The organism is Mesorhizobium sp. ZC-5, assembly GCF_025753855.1.
Lineage (GTDB): Bacteria > Pseudomonadota > Alphaproteobacteria > Rhizobiales > Rhizobiaceae > Neomesorhizobium.
Genome location: NZ_JAOWPT010000027.1, coordinates 1 through 18,182, shown reverse-complemented (window position 1 = coordinate 18,182; position 18,182 = coordinate 1). Strand labels below are relative to the sequence as shown.

Annotated in this window: 18 protein-coding genes and 2 pseudogenes; 15 read left to right on the top strand and 5 right to left on the bottom strand. The window is 59.8% G+C overall.

Annotation, left to right across the window (positions count from 1 at the left end; all coding sequences use genetic code 11):
• Together OHD58_RS30065 and OHD58_RS30060 are read right to left on the bottom strand one after the other, a co-directional pair.
• Positions 1–182, bottom strand: a 182-nt coding sequence (locus OHD58_RS30065) for a formylglycine-generating enzyme family protein (protein WP_263807245.1), incomplete at its 3' end; no start/stop codon positions are given.
• 130 nt (positions 183–312) lie between these two features.
• A complete protein-coding gene (locus tag OHD58_RS30060) occupies positions 313–537 on the bottom strand; it encodes a hypothetical protein (protein ID WP_263807244.1) in 225 nt (74 codons plus the stop codon).
• A 136-nt stretch (positions 538–673) separates the two neighbouring features.
• On the opposite strand from OHD58_RS30060, the gene OHD58_RS30055 reads away from it, so the two are divergent.
• The 3 genes from OHD58_RS30055 to OHD58_RS30045 all read left to right on the top strand — a co-directional run bounded on the left by OHD58_RS30055 (position 674) and on the right by OHD58_RS30045 (position 4,294).
• Positions 674–2,551 carry a tetratricopeptide repeat protein gene (locus OHD58_RS30055; protein ID WP_263807242.1) on the top strand — a complete coding sequence of 626 codons (1,878 nt, stop codon included), beginning with the start codon at positions 674–676 and terminating at the stop codon, positions 2,549–2,551.
• Between the two features lie 953 nt (positions 2,552–3,504).
• Positions 3,505–3,783, top strand: coding sequence for a hypothetical protein (locus OHD58_RS30050; protein WP_263807241.1), 279 nt, complete (start codon positions 3,505–3,507; stop codon positions 3,781–3,783).
• Between the two features lie 184 nt (positions 3,784–3,967).
• Positions 3,968–4,294, top strand: a complete 327-nt coding sequence (locus tag OHD58_RS30045) for a hypothetical protein (protein ID WP_263807239.1) — start codon at positions 3,968–3,970, stop codon at positions 4,292–4,294.
• On the opposite strand, the gene OHD58_RS30040 is transcribed toward OHD58_RS30045, so the two are convergent.
• The gene (locus OHD58_RS30040) at positions 4,282–4,845 is read right to left on the bottom strand and encodes a TetR/AcrR family transcriptional regulator (protein WP_263807238.1); all 564 of its coding nucleotides are present in this window, start codon (positions 4,843–4,845) and stop codon (positions 4,282–4,284) included. The genes OHD58_RS30045 and OHD58_RS30040 overlap by 13 nt on opposite strands.
• A 219-nt stretch (positions 4,846–5,064) precedes the next feature.
• Between OHD58_RS30040 and OHD58_RS30035 the strand changes: the two genes are divergently transcribed.
• Both OHD58_RS30035 and OHD58_RS30030 read left to right on the top strand, forming a co-directional pair.
• The gene (locus OHD58_RS30035; protein WP_263807248.1) at positions 5,065–5,853 is read left to right on the top strand and encodes an SDR family NAD(P)-dependent oxidoreductase; all 789 of its coding nucleotides are present in this window, start codon (positions 5,065–5,067) and stop codon (positions 5,851–5,853) included.
• A gap of 59 nt (positions 5,854–5,912) precedes the next feature.
• A complete protein-coding gene (locus OHD58_RS30030) occupies positions 5,913–6,911 on the top strand; it encodes an NADP-dependent oxidoreductase (protein WP_263807237.1) in 999 nt (332 codons plus the stop codon).
• Positions 6,912–7,234: 323 nt separating this feature from the next.
• On the opposite strand, the pseudogene OHD58_RS30025 reads toward OHD58_RS30030, so the two are convergent.
• Positions 7,235–8,128 (bottom strand): annotated as a pseudogene (locus OHD58_RS30025) (LysR family transcriptional regulator).
• A 102-nt stretch (positions 8,129–8,230) separates the two neighbouring features.
• Between OHD58_RS30025 and OHD58_RS30020 the strand changes: the two are divergent.
• Positions 8,231–9,061, top strand: coding sequence for an SDR family NAD(P)-dependent oxidoreductase (locus tag OHD58_RS30020; protein WP_263807236.1), 831 nt, complete (start codon positions 8,231–8,233; stop codon positions 9,059–9,061).
• A 62-nt stretch (positions 9,062–9,123) separates the two neighbouring features.
• Here the strand turns inward: OHD58_RS30020 and OHD58_RS30015 are convergent, their stop codons facing one another.
• The gene (locus OHD58_RS30015) at positions 9,124–9,606 is read right to left on the bottom strand and encodes a DUF3363 domain-containing protein (RefSeq protein WP_318528313.1); all 483 of its coding nucleotides are present in this window, start codon (positions 9,604–9,606) and stop codon (positions 9,124–9,126) included.
• 164 nt (positions 9,607–9,770) lie between these two features.
• Between OHD58_RS30015 and OHD58_RS30010 the strand changes: the two genes are divergently transcribed.
• The 9 genes and pseudogenes from OHD58_RS30010 to OHD58_RS29970 all read left to right on the top strand — a co-directional run.
• Positions 9,771–10,091 carry a hypothetical protein gene (locus OHD58_RS30010; protein WP_318528312.1) on the top strand — a complete coding sequence of 107 codons (321 nt, stop codon included), beginning with the start codon at positions 9,771–9,773 and terminating at the stop codon, positions 10,089–10,091.
• Positions 10,092–10,825: 734 nt separating this feature from the next.
• A complete protein-coding gene (locus OHD58_RS30005; protein WP_263807234.1) occupies positions 10,826–12,544 on the top strand; it encodes a histidine kinase in 1,719 nt (572 codons plus the stop codon).
• The gene (locus OHD58_RS30000; protein WP_263807233.1) at positions 12,541–13,170 is read left to right on the top strand and encodes a response regulator; all 630 of its coding nucleotides are present in this window, start codon (positions 12,541–12,543) and stop codon (positions 13,168–13,170) included. Before OHD58_RS30005 ends, OHD58_RS30000 begins: the two co-directional genes overlap by 4 nt.
• Before the next feature lie 181 nt (positions 13,171–13,351).
• Positions 13,352–13,759 (top strand): response regulator transcription factor, encoded by a 408-nt coding sequence (locus tag OHD58_RS29995; protein ID WP_263807232.1) that lies wholly within the window; start codon positions 13,352–13,354, stop codon positions 13,757–13,759.
• Positions 13,760–13,851: 92 nt separating this feature from the next.
• Positions 13,852–14,652 (top strand): DUF2092 domain-containing protein, encoded by an 801-nt coding sequence (locus OHD58_RS29990; RefSeq protein ID WP_263807231.1) that lies wholly within the window; start codon positions 13,852–13,854, stop codon positions 14,650–14,652.
• Positions 14,649–14,858, top strand: coding sequence for a hypothetical protein (locus OHD58_RS29985; RefSeq protein WP_263807230.1), 210 nt, complete (start codon positions 14,649–14,651; stop codon positions 14,856–14,858). The genes OHD58_RS29990 and OHD58_RS29985 overlap by 4 nt, the downstream gene beginning before the upstream one ends.
• 48 nt (positions 14,859–14,906) lie before the next feature.
• Positions 14,907–16,322, top strand: a complete 1,416-nt coding sequence (locus tag OHD58_RS29980; RefSeq protein WP_263807229.1) for a DUF1254 domain-containing protein — start codon at positions 14,907–14,909, stop codon at positions 16,320–16,322.
• A 184-nt stretch (positions 16,323–16,506) separates the two neighbouring features.
• Positions 16,507–17,904: a guanitoxin biosynthesis MBL fold metallo-hydrolase GntH gene (gntH, locus tag OHD58_RS29975; RefSeq protein WP_263807246.1), complete on the top strand. Its 1,398-nt coding sequence runs from the start codon at positions 16,507–16,509 to the stop codon at positions 17,902–17,904.
• Between the two features lie 86 nt (positions 17,905–17,990).
• Positions 17,991–18,182 (top strand): annotated as a pseudogene (locus OHD58_RS29970) (peptidyl-prolyl cis-trans isomerase); the annotation flags it as partial.

Below are 18,182 nucleotides of genomic sequence, written 5' to 3'. Positions count from 1 at the left end.
TTGGTGACCGGCGTCCTGTCGATGAAGAACCCGTCGACCTTCACGCTGTGGGCGGGAGCTTCTTCCTTGTAGTGATCGTCGGAGCCCATGCGGAAGGTTCCACCCGGAACGAACAGCATCCCGGGAGGACAGTTGGCAACCTCCCTGACGGTGCTGACTGTTACGGCTTCAAAAGCATTCATGTTACGCGCCCAAATTGTCGACGACCGCCCACAAGGCCGCCTTCCTGATCCCCGAAAACCCGCTGGTCATCGCCACACACCTCGTGCAAACCCAAGTCATGCGTTTCTCCTTGGCGGGAAACCCTGGTTGTCATCTACGATTGGCAAGATACGCGAGGATTTCGTCCTCCAATTCCCTGATCAGCTGGCGGTAATCCTCTGCTTTTGCGTGATCTTCCTCCCAGCGTGCCAGCGCGCGCGTCGCCGCGGCGTGGTCCTCGCAAATCGCCCGGAATTCGGGGTCATGCGAATATTGACGCCTGATCTCGAACTCATGCCCGCTGAAGCGGCGTATGATGGGCACCAGATCAGGCATTCAGCTTGACCTCCATCGGGCAGGCTCAGCGAATGTCTCCTACCGTCGCGTAAGTTTTCGCAGGCACGCAAGGTACGAACAGGTGCGAACGGTGCACATGCATCGCTCACGATAGGTTCAGGGATGCGAATGGACTTTGCCTGCCGGCGCTTATATCGTGAAGTTAGCTTTGGTGGCGCAGAGTTCTCAACGCATGAACTCGTTATATTCATCTGCCCTAATGAATGCTTCTTCCGACGAAGCCGTTACGCAGGATGAAATTCGCGCGGAGCTTGCACGAATATTGGCCAGCCCCGAATTCAAGGCTTCGCCTCGACGCCGGGAGATGCTCATTTTCCTTGTCGATGAGATGCTCGCCGGGCGTGGCGGCGAGCTAAAAGGATATACCATCGGTACATCCGTCTTCGGCAGAGGTCCCGATTTCGATGCGCAGTCGGATCCGGTCGTACGTCTCGAGGCAAGACGCCTGCGCCGTGATCTCGCCAGCTACTATGTATCGGCAGGTCGTGCAGACTCCCTGCGAATCTCGATACCCACCGGCCATTACGTGCCGGATATCCGTCGCACCGCGGATAGTGATTTACCGTCCAAAGGCGAGATTGGCACTGGCGGTTCGGACATAAGCAAAACGGACCCGGATCCCCCTGCAACACATATCAGGCGAGGCGTCGACTATTTAGGGGGAAAGCCGGTTCGGCGGACAGCCGCCCTAGTGGTTGCCTTCGCTCTTATTGCCGCCTTGGGTTACATGTATTTTGGGCGGTTGCCTCCCGGAGATAGTTCAGAGTCCCTGCCTCTCCGTGGTCCGGCCGTTTTGGTGCGGCCCTTCAATTCGCATGGCGACAGCTCCAACATACCGATCCTTGCCGCTGGAATTTCCGAGAGGCTAATTGCCGACCTCAATCGGTTCCCTGGCATTCGCCTGTACGTGCCACGTGCCAATGATGACCAAACCGCGCTCGCCGACCTGATCGGGGCGAAAGAGCCGGATACGACATCGTTTGTTCTGACCGGCAGTGTTAACGCCCAGGGGACTGGCGTACGGATCGGAGCTCAGCTCGTCGACGTGATGTCGGGCCGCGTGATCTGGGCCGAGCAATTCGACCGGCAGCTCGAGGCGAGTTCCTTGCTGGACCTGGAAGCCGACATCGCCACCGCAATCGCGACCGCAATCGGCCAGCCATACGGAGTCATCCACACCGAATTGACCGGCCGCCTGCCTCACGGGTTCAAACCGGAAATGCCGAGCTATGAATGCGTGCTCCGCGCCTACGCCTACCGTCGGACTTTCGCCACGGAACTTCACGCCCCGATTCTGGCCTGCCTCGAGGCGTCGGTCAAGCGAGATCCAGAGTATGCGGACGCCTGGGCCATGCTAGGATGGCTACGCATGGATGCAGCCCGGTTCAACCTGGTTGCTCCGGAGGACATGTCTCTCGCCTACTCCCGTGCGCTCGAAGCCGCGTCCCGTGCCGTTGCGCTTGACGGCAGAAACGTGCTGGCATTCAAGGCACTGGCTTCCATCAACCACTACATCGGCAACTACGATGAATCGGAGCGTATCCAGCGACAGGCGCTGGCCCTCAACCCGAACGATCCTGACACGCTGGCTCAACTCGGCTGGCGATTGGCTGTCCGCGGCCGGTTCCAGGAAGGCATCCCATATCTCCACAAGGCGATCGAACGGTCGGTTCTGCCCCCCGGCTGGTATTACCATCTAATTGCCATCGACCACTACATGAACGGACGCTATGCTCAGATGCTCGAAGCAGCCAACAAGAGCGCCACCGACAATTCGAGCATCAGCTGGTCGCTTGTTGCCATCGCGCAGGGAGCTCTCGGCAACGATGCGGCAGCTCGAGAGGCTCTTGCGAAAATGGCCGTGATATCACCTTTGCTGAATCGCGATCCCACGGCAGCCTACCGTCGACATCAAGCGACTGAAGAGATCATCCAAGCGCTGGTTGCTGGCCTTAGCGAGGCTGGCTGGCACAGACAGGCAGCTCAACAATAGCCCGGACAACGCGAGGGCGGCCGGATCACGTTCCTGTTCGCGAAAAATAGGCGGCATGAGATTTGAAACGCTGTGATAACGCGTGAAAGGGGCGCGCGGAGCAACGGCAGTCAAGTTTCGCAGGTGCATGCAAAACCCATAGTGTACACAGTCCATGCCGATGGAACTTTACGCGCAGTCCAAAAAGCGCACTTGACGACAAGATTAAATAAGGTATGTTCCCGTTTCGTTCAAAGTGGATGCCGATTTTTAACCGGCAGGAAACTTTTGATGTGCGATCGACCGGTGGGTCGGCGCGTTGTCGCGGCTCGGTCGGAGCTGCGTCACTAAGCCAGTCATCGGAGTCGCCCCTCGAATTCTTCGCAAGGGAGCGAATCCATGACCGACGACAGACCTTTCCCAAATTTGGTGCCCCCGCATTCAGCCGAGCTTTCCGGATCGATAGCGCTGTCGGCCCGGATCGCGATAGCGACCTGATCCAAACGCCGCTCCCAATCCTTCAAGCTCGCTGAACCCTGCCGGACCCATCGGCTGCATTCCAATTCAGCGGCGCTCCATCGAATTCGTCATCGTCAGGCGCGTGGCCGACGTCCGAGGAGGCTATTGTGATCCCTCAAGAACCCACCCCTGCGGAAGGCCGGAAAGCGACCTTGCGGACGGGCAGCGATTTCTCGCCGTTCCGGACCACTGTACCGCACAGGAAACCCGAACCGCCCCTGGCCCATTGTCGCCCGCACGGCATGTGGACGGAGCCGAGCAGCTTTCCGTCCTATAGGAGCGGTTACTCCGTCAGTTATTGGGGACGGGAGCAGCATGCCTTCCTCGTGCTTGTCGAGGTCGACCCGCGCGTCCGCAGCATTCGTGCCAGGCCCGAAACTTTCGAATGGTTCGACGGAAAGAATTGGATCGAGCACACTCCCGCCTTCGGTGTCTGAACGGACCGCGGATGCGGGATGTTCGACATCGAACGAAAGGGCGGGCCGACAGCCTTGTCCGAATTGAGGACAAAGGCATTGCGTTCGGCTCTGGGACGCTCCGGCACCGTGTACAAGGTTTTCCCGCTCAAGGAACTCAGGTTTAATCCCAGGTTGGCCAACTCGAAGCAGGTCAACTCCTGCGCCAATATCGAGTTTCCGGATGGCGAGGACAACAGGGTCGCCATGGCCGTCCCAGTTTCAGGTGCCGCGACTGTGAGCGAGATCGCTCCGGCATCCCGTCAGGAGAAACTTTGACGGCAATTCTTCATCTCGCTTGGCACGGAATCCTTGAGATCGACATGGGTGTCGCGTTCTCCCACTCCAGCAAGGGTCCGGAGGGTGGTGCGATGACCAAAATCCTGCTGCCCAAGGGAACTCTTGTCACCTTCAACGGAATTGCAGGAATGGCCGACGGCCGAAGCATCGATCTGGAAGGCTATTGGATCAGTCCGAACAACGGCCCCAGCATTCCGTTGCCGTCAGTGACCGTCAGATCGAGGACGGCCTGTCGGACGGCTCATTCCGCATGGGTGCGGAGAAGGATCAACTGGGCAACGAGAATTCCCGGATTGCGACGGTTGACGTCGGCGTCAACTCCGTGGAACCGAGGGGGCAATCAAGGCAACTTATGGGTCACAGGACAGAAGTTGTGATTCCCTGTCCTGCTTTAGGCAGCAATGCGCCTCCATTCCTGCCGTTTGATCAGCCTTCGCGAATGCCCGAAAGCGGACATCGTGTCCTGAAGGCGGTCGTTCAATTACCTTGAACGCCATCGCTGATAGCCTCATCGATCCAGGTCCGGGTCTCCGATAGCAGCTCGTCAGACAGTGCCTGATCTTCAATCCCGCGCGCGATGATCATGGCGCCGACCATTGCGGCCCAACTGACGATTGCCAACCGACGGCGTTCGGCGGGCTCGCATTTGATCCCCGAGGCGATTCTGTCGATCTGAGCGCGCGTGCCACCACTCATGGCATGGCGGGCAGCTGCGCTCTGATGGCGCGTCGCCGCCGCCATGCCTGCTGTGGGGCAACCCTTGCTTGGATTGTCGCGGTGAAGCGGTGAAAGGTAGCGCTCGACGTAACTCGACAGGTTGAACGGCGCGCTGGAATCGACCTTGAATACATGGTCGAGGGTCTTGGCGACGAGGGCTTCCTTGGAGTCGAAATGGCCATAGAAGCCGCCATGGGTAAGCCCGGCGGCGTTCATGATCTCGGACACGGTTACCGCATCGAAGCCTTTCTCGCGAAAGAGCTCGCTGGCTGCGTCCAGAATCCGGATGCGGTTTTGCGCCATCTGCTCGCGTGTGACTCTCATTGTCTGCCTCAGTGGACGTGACAGCTCCGCGTTGCGGCACCATCAGCATATATGATGAATGTCATCAATATAGGAGTTTTGGCCGTTTTGGACAAGGCGGCAGCGGCACGTGCTCGAGCCCTGGGAGAATTCCGTCAGCGAGCCGTTGACATTTACATGACGCTTATCATATTTAGCCATAATGATGACGGTCATCATGTAAAACCAGAGAGATACGTTATGATCCAACTGCCATCTGTCCTCATCACCGGCGCCTCATCGGGCATTGGCGCAACCTATGCCGATCGTATGGCCCGGCGCGGCCACGACCTGGTTCTGGTCGCCCGCGATGGTGCAAGAATGGAAGCGTTGGCCGCCAAGCTCAGGCAGGATACGGGGGTGGCCATTGATGTTCTTCGCGCCGATCTGACCAACCGCGACGATCTAGCCAAGGTCGAAGGCCGCCTACGCGATGACGAGAAGATCGGCATTCTGATCAATAATGCCGGCGCCGCTCTCGGTGGTGCGTTCGACCAGCAGTCGCTCGACGATATGGAACGTCTGGTTGCGCTCAACACGACCTCGGTTCTACGGCTTGCCAATGTCGCCGCCAGTCGCTTCGCAAAAGAGGGCGCCGGCTCGATCATCAATATTTCTTCGGTCGTCGGCCTCGTTCCCGAGTTCGGCCAGACCGTCTACGGCGCCACTAAGGCCTTCGTCACCTTCCTGTCCCAAGGCATGAACCACGAACTGGCACCCAAGGGCGTCTATGTGCAAGCCGTGCTGCCATCCGCCACTGCCACCGAAATCTGGCAGCGCGCCGGTGCCGATACCAGCACCATGCCGACCATGATGGCCGTGGACGAACTAGTGGATGCGGCCCTGGTGGGCTTTGACCGCCGCGAGACGATCACCATTCCTCCGCTGCCCGAAGTGGCCCAGTGGGACAATTACCAAGCCGCTCGCCACGCCATGCTTCCCGGCTTCGGCAACATGCATCCCGCAGAGCGCTACCGCACCTCCAACTGATCGCTGTCGATCCTGCCGCACCGCCTCGCCGCATTTGCCGGCCAGCTGGAACCACCATCATGAAAGCCCATCTCCTCGATCACTACAAACAGGACGCATTGCGCCTCGGCGATATCCCAATGCCCCAGACGGGCGATGGAGACGTCCTGATCGAGGTCCATGCGGCGGGGCTCAACCTGCTCGATTCCAAGATCCGCAGTGGCGAGTTCAAGGGCATCCTGCCGTACAAGCTGCCAATCGCCCTTGGGCATGACGTTGTTGGCGTTGTGGCTCGGGTCGGTCGAAATGTGCGGGATTTCAAGCCCGGCGACGCGGTCTATTCGCGTGTCCCCGACGGCCGCATCGGCACGCTGGCCGAGTTCATTGCCGTGAAGGCGGACGACGTCGCGCTGAAACCTTCCAACCTGACCATGGTGGAAGCAGCATCCGTCCCCCTGGTGGGCCTGACTGCCTGGCAGTCCCTGGTCGAGCGCGCGGGCGTCCGGAAAGGCCAGAAGGTGCTGATCCACGCTGGTTCAGGCGGCGTCGGTACCTTTGCCATTCAGTTGGCAAGGCATCTGGGTGCCACTGTGGCAACGACGGCAAGCGCGGCCAACAAAGACCGTGTCACGAGGCTGGGCGCCGATGTTGTCATCGACTACCGCAAGGACGCCTTCGAAAAAGCGGTGTCGGGTTATGATGTCGTCCTCCACAGCCTCGATGCCGAAACGCTCGAAAAATCGCTGGATGTGCTCAAGCCCGGCGGCCAGCTCATCTCCATTTCGGGTCCGCCCGACCCTGCCTTCGCCAGGCAGCGGGGCCTCAATTTGGTGCTTCAGTTTGCCGTACGCCTGATGAGCTCCGGCATCCGCCGGAAAGCTAGGGCCCGGAAGGTCAACTACTCGTTCCTGCTCATGAAGGCAGATGGCGCGCAACTGCGTCAGATCACCAATCTGCTCGAAGCCGGGACGATCAAACCGGTGATCGACCGCGTCTTTCCCTTCGACGCCGCCAACGAGGCGTTGGCCTATATCGAGACAGGCCGCGCCAAAGGCAAGGTCGTCGTGCAGCTCAAGTAAGGCTACCAGGACACGCCCGGCATCTAAGGCTCGCGCCGGGTATGTCCGGTTTTGAGGATCGCCCGTGATGGCCGGAATAGCAACAATGGGGTCGAGAGCCGAAAGGCTGCTGTGGGCGGGACTTATCCCAGAGCCGGACTGTCAGCAACCGGCCCCCGACAAGACGGAAATTCCGCTCAATCCGTGCTCAAACTGCCGCCGGACATCGGCAAAGGGGTGGGGAGCTTCCAGTCGCTTCGGGCCGGTAATCTCAGTCGTCGGAGTTCCGCGACTTCGGCAGCGATTGATTTTCGTGGATCGACCCTGACGCTTGGGCCAAGCCTTCACACGACCCTGTTTTCTCGAAGAGTCTCCTTGAACAGTTCGAAGGCCGTCGTCCCCCTCCGATCTGGGTAATAGAGGTGGTAGCCGGCGAACGGCTCGCACCATGGCTCCAGCAGGCGCGTGAGACGGCCATCGGCGATCGGCGCCGCCACCAGATCCTCCAGGATGTAGAGGATGCCGAAACCCTCAAGGGCGGCGGCCACAATCAGGTCGCCGTCGTTGAACACCGGCCCGCGGCCTGGCGTGACTGTCACCGCACGGCCCTCGCGCTCGAATGACCAGGGAGACAGGTCGCCCTGCGCGTCGCGGTAGGAGATACAGCGATGCGCCGTGAGATCAGCGGGCTCCATCGGCGCCGGATGGTCGCTCAAATAGCCAGGTGCGGCCACCACTGCAACGCGAAGCGGAGGGCAGATCGCCAGCGCGATCATGTCCTTCTCCAGTCGCTCGCCGAGCCGGATGCCGGCATCGTAGCGGCCTGCAACGACGTCCGTCATCGCACCCTCCACGCACACCTCCACCTCAATGCCGGGGTGGCGGCGCATGAAGGACGGGAGCATCGGCCACAGCAACGTGTCCGCGGCGTGCTTGCCCGTCGTGATCCGGACGGTGCCGATTGCTGCCCCACGTACCTGGGACAGCGCCTCGATCTCGTCGTCCAACCCGGCCAGTGCCGGCGACAGGGTGGCGAGCAGGCGCTCGCCGGCGGCGGTCGGGGCGACGCTGCGCGTCGTGCGGGTGAGTAGGCGAAAACCGAGTTGGCCCTCCAGCCGCTTCATGGTCTAGCTCAACGCCGACTGGGTGACTCCGAGGCGCCTCGCGGCACGCGTGAAGCTGCGGTCGGAGGCGATCGCCGCGAAGATGGCGAGATCGCCGAGCTGATCCGGACGCATTGATAATCCCTGCTACTGGGGCCCATTACTAATTAGGCGATTACCTCGATCAATTAGCATGACTACTTAGCTAGTAACAGTGGAAGAAGCGAGGAGCAGGCGATGGGTAAGGTTTGGCTGGTGACGGGCGCAAGCCGAGGACTTGGACGCGAGATCACGCGCGCGGCGCTCGATGCGGGGGAAACGGTCGTGGCAACGGCGCGGTCCGCTGACGCGGTGCGCGATGCCTTCGCGGGCGAGCACGATCGCCTGCACGCCCTCGCGCTCGACATCACCGACGCCGAAGCGGCGAACTCGGTCGCCGCCGAGACCACCGAGCGGTTTGGTGCGATCGACGTGCTGGTCAACAATGCCGGCTATGCCGAACTGGGGTTCTTCGAGACCTTCACCGATGCCGCGGTGCGGCGTCAGTTCGAGGTCAACCTGTTCGGCACGATGAACGTCGCGCGCGCGGTCGCCCCCCACATGCGTGAACGTCGCTCAGGCCTCGTCGTCACCATCTCGTCGGTCAGCGGGCTTGTCTCCAACGGCGGAGGAGCGGTCTACTCGGCCTCGAAGTTCGCGGTCGAGGGATGGATGGAGGGCTTTGCGCAGGAGCTGGCACCGTTGGGCATCCGCTCGCTCCTGGTCGAGCCGGGGATGCTGCGCACCGACTTCATGGACCAGAAGTCGGCGAGCTTCGGCAGCATCGACATTCCGGACTATGCCGAAGCTGTGGCGCAGTATCGCGCGTTCGTAGACGGAGCGAACGGCAACCAGCCCGGCGATCCGAAGCTGCTCGCTACGCGGATTGTGGCGCTTGTTTCGCAGAGCGAAATCCCGTCGCGGCTCGTGTTCGGCGACGACGCCCGGCAGTGGGCCGGCGAGAAGGTTCACCGATTAAGGCAGGAGATCGCCCAGTCCAAACAGGCAGAACGGCAGCTTTCCGCCTAGCGGTTCCCATGACCGGACTGTCTGCACCCGGCCCCCTTTCTGCCTGTGCCGCGAAACCATGATCAGAGTCCGAGACCACGCTTTCGAGCGAACGACCAATCGATGCCGCCATCGTTGCGTGCGATGCCCGAGATGTGCTTCTCAAAATACCTCTCTATAGAAGGCACCCAAGGCACGAGCCGAAAGCCAAGCCCGTCGTCCATCATCGCAAACCGGCCAGAGGCGAGTAGGAAACGTCGTCTGTAGATGCCTGAGACGCTGTCGCCATTTTTGACCCTCGCGAATGAGAGGCCTGTTTCGGATGCAAGCCGCTGCCCGAGTGCATCGACCTCGCGATGGCCCAGCGTTGCAATCATGTTGCCGGCGAGTCTTACCTGTTCACCGGATCGATGGGCGAAGCCCTGCTCAATAAGGTGCTCGGTGCGTGCCTCGAGTGCCCTCCTCACTTCCCGACCAAAGCCGCCCTCCCCCAGCTCGACCGCGTCCCGTGTGACGAGATGGCGGTCGAGCCAAGTCGCGCCGTCGGCCCTGATCTGCTCGGTGATCGACAGGTCGGATCGGGTAGCAAGAGCGATATGGCTACGTCCTTTCGCGTCATCGTATCGCCGAAGCTCAACTATGGAGCCCGGTGCCGAGTCTCCGGTCGCATCGACATGATGGAAGCGGATGTGATGCGCGCGACCGTCGATGCCATCGACAATTGCGTAGGATGATCGAAAAGCTGACGTTCCGTGTGGCGTTGGACACGGACGTCGAAAAAGTCCGCAAAATCTTCAAGAAAATCGGGCAGGACATTATGGCCGATCCGGAACTCGCCGGCGATCTGCTGGAACCATTCAAGAGTCAGGGAATTTCCGAGGTCGAGGACGGCACGCTGGTCATCCGGGCAAAATTCAAGGCGAAAGCTGGCAAACAGTCGATGATCCGCCGCGCAGCCCTGACTGCCGTGCATCGGGCCTTCCAGGAAAACGGCATCAAGGCAGTTCCCAAACCGCTGACTTCCGGTTCCATCGCAGCGCCAGCTACCTGAGCACTCCGGGATAGTCACAGCCGCGACGTGCTGATCCCGTCTGTCCTGACCTCAATGTTGCGTGGCAGGCGTCTGGAGCTGGTGCAGTCCAGCCAACTTGCGCGTTTGCTCACCGTGCAGCGCAAGGCCGATATCTGGCTTGGAGCGCCCACCTTCACAGATAGGCACAAGGAAACGTGGCGTTTGCTTCTCCAGAACTCCGCCGCGGACACGTGGACAATGGCGACAAACCTTGATCGTGGCGTTAGGCTCTTTGCAGTTTGTGGGCGTGATCCAGGATTGAATGGAAAAGAACGCGCAAGCGTTCTGTCTCGGTAGTGGCGTTCACGGGTAGCTAATCGTGGCGCGGCTCTCGCGTCTGCTAAACTGGAATTCCTGAACCCCGAAGAGGACTTTGCCGAATGGCCATCAAGGAATCGCAATAGCCCTTCTGAGACATTCCTTGGGCGAACCTGCGATGTTGCTCACTTCGAAAAGGACCCGGCCACGGCAGCCGATGACGCCCTGTCCCCCCACACCGACGCCACGGTACTTGAGTATATCTCTGGACTACATTTCGCTCGCGCCCCGCAACTGCTATCTTGAAGATATGAATGGTAATCTGAGTTGCTCCTGCACTTGAAATCATGACGGGGTATACCTCAAGGACGTTGTCATATAGGGCTTGGCTGGTGGGAGCCTGCCTCTTTTTTTTCACGTTTGGGGCGAACTCAGCAGACCCAAAGCACGTACTTTTGCTGCACTCGTTCGGTCGCGATTTTGCGCCTTTCAGCGAGATGACGAAAAGTTTTCACGCGGCGCTGGTGAAGCGATCGCCGGAGCCTCTTGATTTTTATGAGGTGTCGATTTTTACAGCCAGGTTTCGAGAGCCCGAGAACGAAGATTCGCTGGTCAAATACCTGCAGGATCTTTTTTCCGGGCGCAGGCTTGATTTGATTGTAGCTCAAGGGGGCCCGGCTGCGTCCTTCGTTGAGAAATATCGGCAACAGCTGTTTTCTGACACACCCATACTGATAGCCGGTGTGGACGCACGGCTCACGGCCGCTGCCGCCCTTACACCCAATGACACCTACATCGGGGTCAAGCTCGATCTTCCGGCTTTCGTCGAAAATATTCTGCGCGTGCGACCCGAGACAACAAACATTGCAGTCGTCATCGGAAATTCTCAAAACGAGCAATTCTGGGCTCGTGAATTGCGTCGCGAGTTTCAACCGTTTGCAGACCGCGTGCACTTCGAATGGCTCAACGAGTTGTCGCTCGATGAAATGTTACGCCGGGTCGTTGAACTGCCGCCGCAATCCGCCGTTCTCTATTTTATGCTGGCGGTTGATGGAGCGGGTGCCGTGCATCCGCTGGATGCCGCCTTCACACGGCTACGCGAGGTCGCTACCGTGCCTGTCTTCGGCTATGGCGACTACCATTTGGGGCAGGGCTCGGTAGGCGGGCCTTCAGATCAAACTCAAGCCATTGGCCAGCAAACCGCTGACGTTGCTGTCCGTATTCTTGCGGGCGAGAGGGCGGGCGACATCAAGATTCCACTATTTGGACTTGGGCTACCGGCCTACGATTGGAGGGAGTTGCAGAGATGGGGGATTAGCGAAGCCAGCCTGCCGCCAAACAGTGAAGTTCGCTTTCGGTCGCCGAGCGTGTGGGAGCTCTATCGCTGGTATATTGTCGGGGCGATTTCGCTCATCGCCATTCAGTCACTTCTCATCGTGAGCTTTCTCGTGCAACGGGCCAAGCGGCGTTCGGCCGAAGGCGGCATTCGAGCAAAGGAAGGCGAGCTTCGCGTCAGCTACGACCAAGTTCGCCAGTTGGCTGGCCGGCTCATCTACGCCCAGGAAGAGGAGCGGACCCGAATTGCGCGGGAACTTCATGATGATGTCGGACAGCGCGTCGCGTCGCTGTCAATCGGCTTAAGCAGCCTCAAGCGACGCGTCCCGAATCCTGATGAAATTGCACGAAGCGAGTTGTCCGGACTTCAACAGCAGGTCGTGGGATTGGCGAAGGACCTGCGGGATTTGTCGCACGAACTCCACCCAGGAGCGCTTGAGCATGTCGGATTGCTGGAGGCGTTGCGGGGCCGCTGCGAGGAAATCAACGGCGAGTCCGGCACAAGGGTAGATATCGAGGTTGCCGATGGATGGTCCGAAGTCGCGGACGACATCGAACTTTGTCTTTACCGGGTCGCACAGGAGGCGCTTCGAAACATAACGAAGCATGCCGATGCCACAACGGCCCGCATATCGCTCGCGCGTCAGAACGGTCAAGTTGTGATGCGGATTACCGATGACGGACGCGGCTTCCAGGAGAATGGCTCTAACGGACAGCATGGGATCGGGCTTTTGAGCATGCGTGAACGCGTCAGAATGCTTGAGGGGAGTTTCGAGGTGGAGTCTTCCAGTCGAGGTACCGTCGCCACTGTCGTCATTCCGACGGGAGAGAGGCATTGAGACCGCGGATTATCCTTGCGGACGACCATGTGATGGTTGCCGAAGCACTTGGCCGGTTGATCGATGAGGTCGCCGATCTGGTTGGACGGGTCGCCGATGGTCAGCAACTCGTCGAGCAAGCGCGGCGTCTCAAACCGGACATCATAGTTTCGGACATCACCATGCCGGTGATGAGTGGCTTGGACGCCCTGCGTCAACTCAAGTCGGAGCAGTCCAGCGCGCGCTTCATATTCCTGACAGTTCACACCGAGGCGAGCGTTGCCACGGAAGCCATGCGCGCCGGAGCATGCGGGTATCTTCTGAAGGCGGCTGCCGGCGAAGAACTGCTCGAAGCCATCCGCGCCGTCATGGCCGGCCGAATATATCTGACACCACACATCACCGGGGACGTCTTGCGGACGATTTCACTGCCCGCGGATGGACAAGAACACCGCCTTACCCCTCGCCAAAGGGAAATCCTGCGACTGGTCGCGCAAGGCAAGCGCATGAAGGAGATTGCGGCTGAACTGAAGATTTCCGTGCGCACCGTCGAGGATCACAAATCCCAGTTGCTGCACGTCCTCGGCGTCAAGAGCACCGCTGATCTGATCAGATATGCCGTGAAGCAGGGGCTCATTTCCGACTGATCTGATTTCCGGGTTCCAGAACCCCGAGCCTCCCGATTTCCCGCCCTGCCCCGTGACTTCCGGAACGGTAACCCCGGGATTTCCACGTCTTGCCCTCCGGGGTTTCCCCGATGCGCCAGACTGGCTGCACTCGTAGCATCCACCAATAGCAGGCCTGATACTCAAGCCAGAGAGACCTCACGTGGCACGCAGCCGCCTCGTACTTGCCGAGGATCACACTGAGATGGCTGAGCACGTCCGATCCCTGCTTGGCGATTACGACATCGACATCGTGCTGGATGGAGAGGGATTGATAGCTGCAGTGAGTGCAAACGCACCCGACATTATCGTTTCCGACATCACAATGCCAGGCACCAGCGGGCTGGCGGCGGCACGCGACATCCTCGCCATGCATCCAAACGCACGCATCATCTTCCTGTCGGTTCACGATGAGCCGGCCATAATCAGAAAAGCAATCGACCAAGGGGCTGCCGGATATGTGGTGAAGTCCGATGCGGGTGACGAACTGGTCGACGCTGTCCAAACGGTTCTTGGCGGCGGCCACTACCTTTCCTCGTCTGCTCGGGCTGCGCTGAAGGGCGGACCTTGAGCCTAATCAGGAGGCTTGGTTCGCGCTAGAGCTTGTCTCGTCTCTGCCCGCAAGGGTCTTGCAAAAAATACTTCCAAGTGGAGGAACCTCTGATGAACAGAGCAACCCGGAAATCATTCGCACAGGCCATAGCGGCATCCGCTGTGGCGCTGGTCCTGACGATCGGCCTGGGACCTTCAGCCACCGTGGCCGATGAAGCCGAGGCCAAGACCCTTCTTAAGACGATGTCCGACTATCTCGCCGCGCAGAAGAGCATTTCGTTTGCATACGACACCAATCTCGAGATCGTCACCAAGGACCACCAAAAGCTCCTGCTGGCGAGTTCGGGCGCTGTCGACCTCAGCCGGCCCGACAGGTTTCGTGCGACCCGCCACGGCGGGTTTGCCAATGTCGAGATGGTCTTTGACGGCAAGACGCTGACGCTGCTTGGCAAGGACGCCAATCTCTACGGCCAGGTCGACATCCGTGGTACGCTGGATCATCTGGTTGATGAGTTGAGAGACAAGTACCAGCGGCCGGTCCCAGGTGCTGATCTCCTCCTGTCGAAGGTCTACGACGAGCTGATGCGCGAAGTGACCGACGTCAAGGATCTCGGCAGTGGGGTGATCGGCGGCACGGAATGCGACCATCTCGCGTTCCGGACTACGGAAGTCGATTGGCAAATTTGGATCGCGCAAGGCGAGCATCCTTATCCTTGCCGCTACGTGATCACGTCCAAAGGGGTCGACCAGGGCCCGCAGTACAGCGTTCAGATCCGGGACTGGACGACAGGCAACGAGGCTGAACCGGGCGATTTTGCTTTCAAGGTGCCGACCGACGCCAAGCAGGTCGACCTGAAGGACCTCACCGACATCGATGAACTGCCAACGCAGTTCTCCATAGAAGGACAATGACCATGCCATCCAAGCTGAGAATTATCCTACTCGCCGGAACAATCGGATTCGTCGGGCTGGGAACCTCCGAACGGCTTACGATTTCCGGTCCTCACGGTCTCGTCTCGACCGCCGAGGCCCGCGTCGGACGACCGGTCACGCCGGTTAGTGTCGCCGGGGTTGCGCGGCGCACGGTCCGGCGCTGCGCGGCCGGTGCTTACTGCTGAGCTTATCAAGCGATGGCCCGGCGACATGGGACGCAACAAGAGGAGACCATGAAAACCAAAATCGCATCGGTCTTCGGAGCGTTCGCACTCATATTTGCCACCAGCGTGTTCGCACAGGACGAAGGTGGGAGGACTGACTGGCGCGAGCAGTATGCTTATTCCCTGGGAGTACAGGCGTATATCTTCGGTTTTCCTTACGTGTATTTGCCAAGCCTGCGGGCGGATTGGATCATCCGGCCGAAGGCGGCTAACGACATAACGCCGTATGCGCCCATCAACCATTTCAGCCATGTGCGAACGCTGGCAGACGCGTCCTATCGGGGCGGCGGTTCACCCAACCAGGACACGCTGTATTCGACCGCCTGGCTCGACGTCGGCAAGGAGCCGGTGATCCTCTCGCACCCGGACATGGGCGATCGCTACTTCGCGTTCGAATTGGCGGGCATAGACTCGGACAATTTCGCCTATGTCGGCAAGCGCACCACCGGCGGCAAGGCCGGAAGCTTTGCCATCGTCGGCCCCGGCTGGAAGGGTGACCTCCCTGCGGGAGTGAAGCCCTTGCCCGCGTCGCTCACCCCCTCCGTGCTCATCTTCGCCCGCACGCTGATCGACGGCCCGGCCGATGCGAAGACCGTCAATGCACTGCAGGATCAATACACGCTGATTCCGCTCAGTCTGTGGGGCAATAAGGATGCACCGCTGCCAGCGAGCCGCGACGTCTGGCAGCCCTTCGATCCAAAAACCGATCCACTCGCCGAGTGGCGGACCATGAACAGGGCGATGACGGAGAACCCGCCAGAAGAGCGCCTTGCCAAGTTGGTCGGGTTGTTCGCGAAAGTGGGCGTGGGACCCGGGCAGGACCTCGACACGATGGACGAAGCCACCAAGAGGGGGCTCGCGCGTGCTGCGGTCGATGGCCGACAGTTAATCAAAGCCGCCATAGACTCGGGTCAGCTCGGCAGGCAGGTCAACAACTGGAACATTCCGCCTCGCACTTTAGGGCGCGCAGGGCTCGTCGACGATTTTCTGCTGCGTGCCTCGATACAGGCCATGGGCGGCATCATCTCAAACGAGCTGGAGGAGACAGTTTATTACAACACGACGAAGGACGAGGCGGGACAGACCTTTGACAGCTCGAAGAACTACACTATTCGGTTCGCCCCCGGCCAGTTGCCGAAGGTCAATGCGTTCTGGTCGATCACGATGTACGACCCAACCTTCAACTTCACGGACAACGCTCTCAACCGCTATTCACTAGGCGATCGGAGCCAGGGCTTAAAGAAGGATGCTGACGGCGGCTTGACCTTCTATATCCAGCGCGACTCACCGGGAAAAGACAATGAGTCCAACTGGTTGCCCAGTCCCCAGAGCGGCGAATTTTTCCTGATAATGCGGACCTACATGCCCGGCCCCGAGATCGTCGCGCAGAAATGGGCCCCGCCAGCGGTCATTGGTGGCCTATGAAGGCCACTCCGAATTCCACTTTATGTCCACCCGCGCGCGCGGATGAACGCGGCACTGGCTTCGCTGATGTCCATGATTTCCGCTCCGCTGCTCCTGATGACGACGCCGGCGCACGCCCGCGTGTTCTGAGATACGGCTCTCGGCGAGGCGAACATTCGAAGACCATATCCTGAAGAGGAGGTTGATGATGAAAGCCACAACTCGGATCGCTTCACTCTGCATTGGCATTGGAATTGGGCTGGCACAGGCAGTAGCCCAGGATCAGGCGACCTTCGAAACAGACCCCGGCGTTCTAAAAGAAGTAGCGACTGGTGGCTTGCCCATGGGCCGCTGGAAGGAGGGATTGACCTTCGACGGGGTCGCACCAATGCCTTGGCTCAAGAGCGCATCGAACTGGTTCCCGAAGACCGAAGAGGTCCAGCCGGACGAAATCCGCGTGACATTCATGGGGAGTTCGCCACTGCCCCGTCCCGGACAGATGGGCACCTCGGTCTACGTCGAACTCGGAAACGGCGACAACTTCATCTTCGACATGGGCCCCGGTTCGATTGCCAACTACCTGGCGGCGGGAGTGCCGCTCAATCGAATGAACAATATCTTCCTCACCCATCTGCACTGGGACCACGTGGCTACGGTGCCATATGCCTACATGTTCGGCGCATGGGGAGGCCGCTGGCATGAAACGTTCCGCGTCACCGGACCGTCAGGCAGCAAGCCCGAGTACGGTATCAGCCACATGATGGCGCACATGAAAGAGATGCTGGCCTGGCATCGCGCAAGCTTCGACACTTCGCCCATCGGCAAAGGCTTCGACATGGAAATCAAAGAGTTCGATTTTCGCGACGATGGCGGCATGGCGTATGAGAAGAATGGCGTGAAAATCACGCATTGGCGTCAATCGCATACCGAAGACGGAGCATCGGCCTATCGGCTCGACTGGAACGGCATGTGCGTCGCCTTCACCGGGGACGGCCGTCCAAACTCGCTCACCCTGAAATACGCCAAAGGGTGTGACGTGGTCATCACGGAAGTCCAGGTGGAACTGGTAGCGATCAGTTCATCGGTGGCGGGCGTGCTGCCGGTGATTGCCCGCAACACGATCGACTCGGCTCACAATCCAGCCTACGCCGCCGGATACCTCTTCAACGAGGTGAAGCCGCGCATGGCGATGACCACGCATATGAGCTACGACCCCTACGCAAACGCCGAGATGCTTTCCCAGATCCGTCACCACTACAAGGGGCCATTTCATTTTGGTGCGCCGGACATGGTGGTGGTCAACCTGACAAAGGACAAGGTCTGGGTACGCGACGGCATCGTGCCGGATTACCCAGCCTCGGCCCCGCCGAAGTTCGACATCGCCGCGATGGGCGGACTGATAATTCCAGCTCCGCACATCAAGCGTCAGGACATCCAGGAACAGTCGATCCGGGATGCCGAGATACCGCCAGAGGCTTATTACCCGGAAGGCTACAGGCCGGAGCTGATACCGTACTGGCCGACCGACAAGGACATCTTCATTCCCGCCGACAAAGTGCCACAAGGCATGTGGTTGAAGGGTAAGGCAGCTGAGAAGCCGTGAGCCGAACCATGCAGACGATATGCGAAACCTTCAATTGAAGCACGCCCGCGAATGTAGCGCCGATCCTCGGCAGACAGGCACGTCTCATGAAAATTTTACGTGAGCCCTTGTTTCATTTCGCCTTGGCGGGCGTGCTGCTGTTCGGCGCTTATTCCTGGCTGAACGGGACCAGGCCCGCATTGGATGGCGTCGAACCGGTTCGCATCGGCCAAGGCGAAGTTCAATGGTTGAGGGAAACCTATTCCAGCCAGTGGCTCAGGCCTCCCGATGCCAGTGAA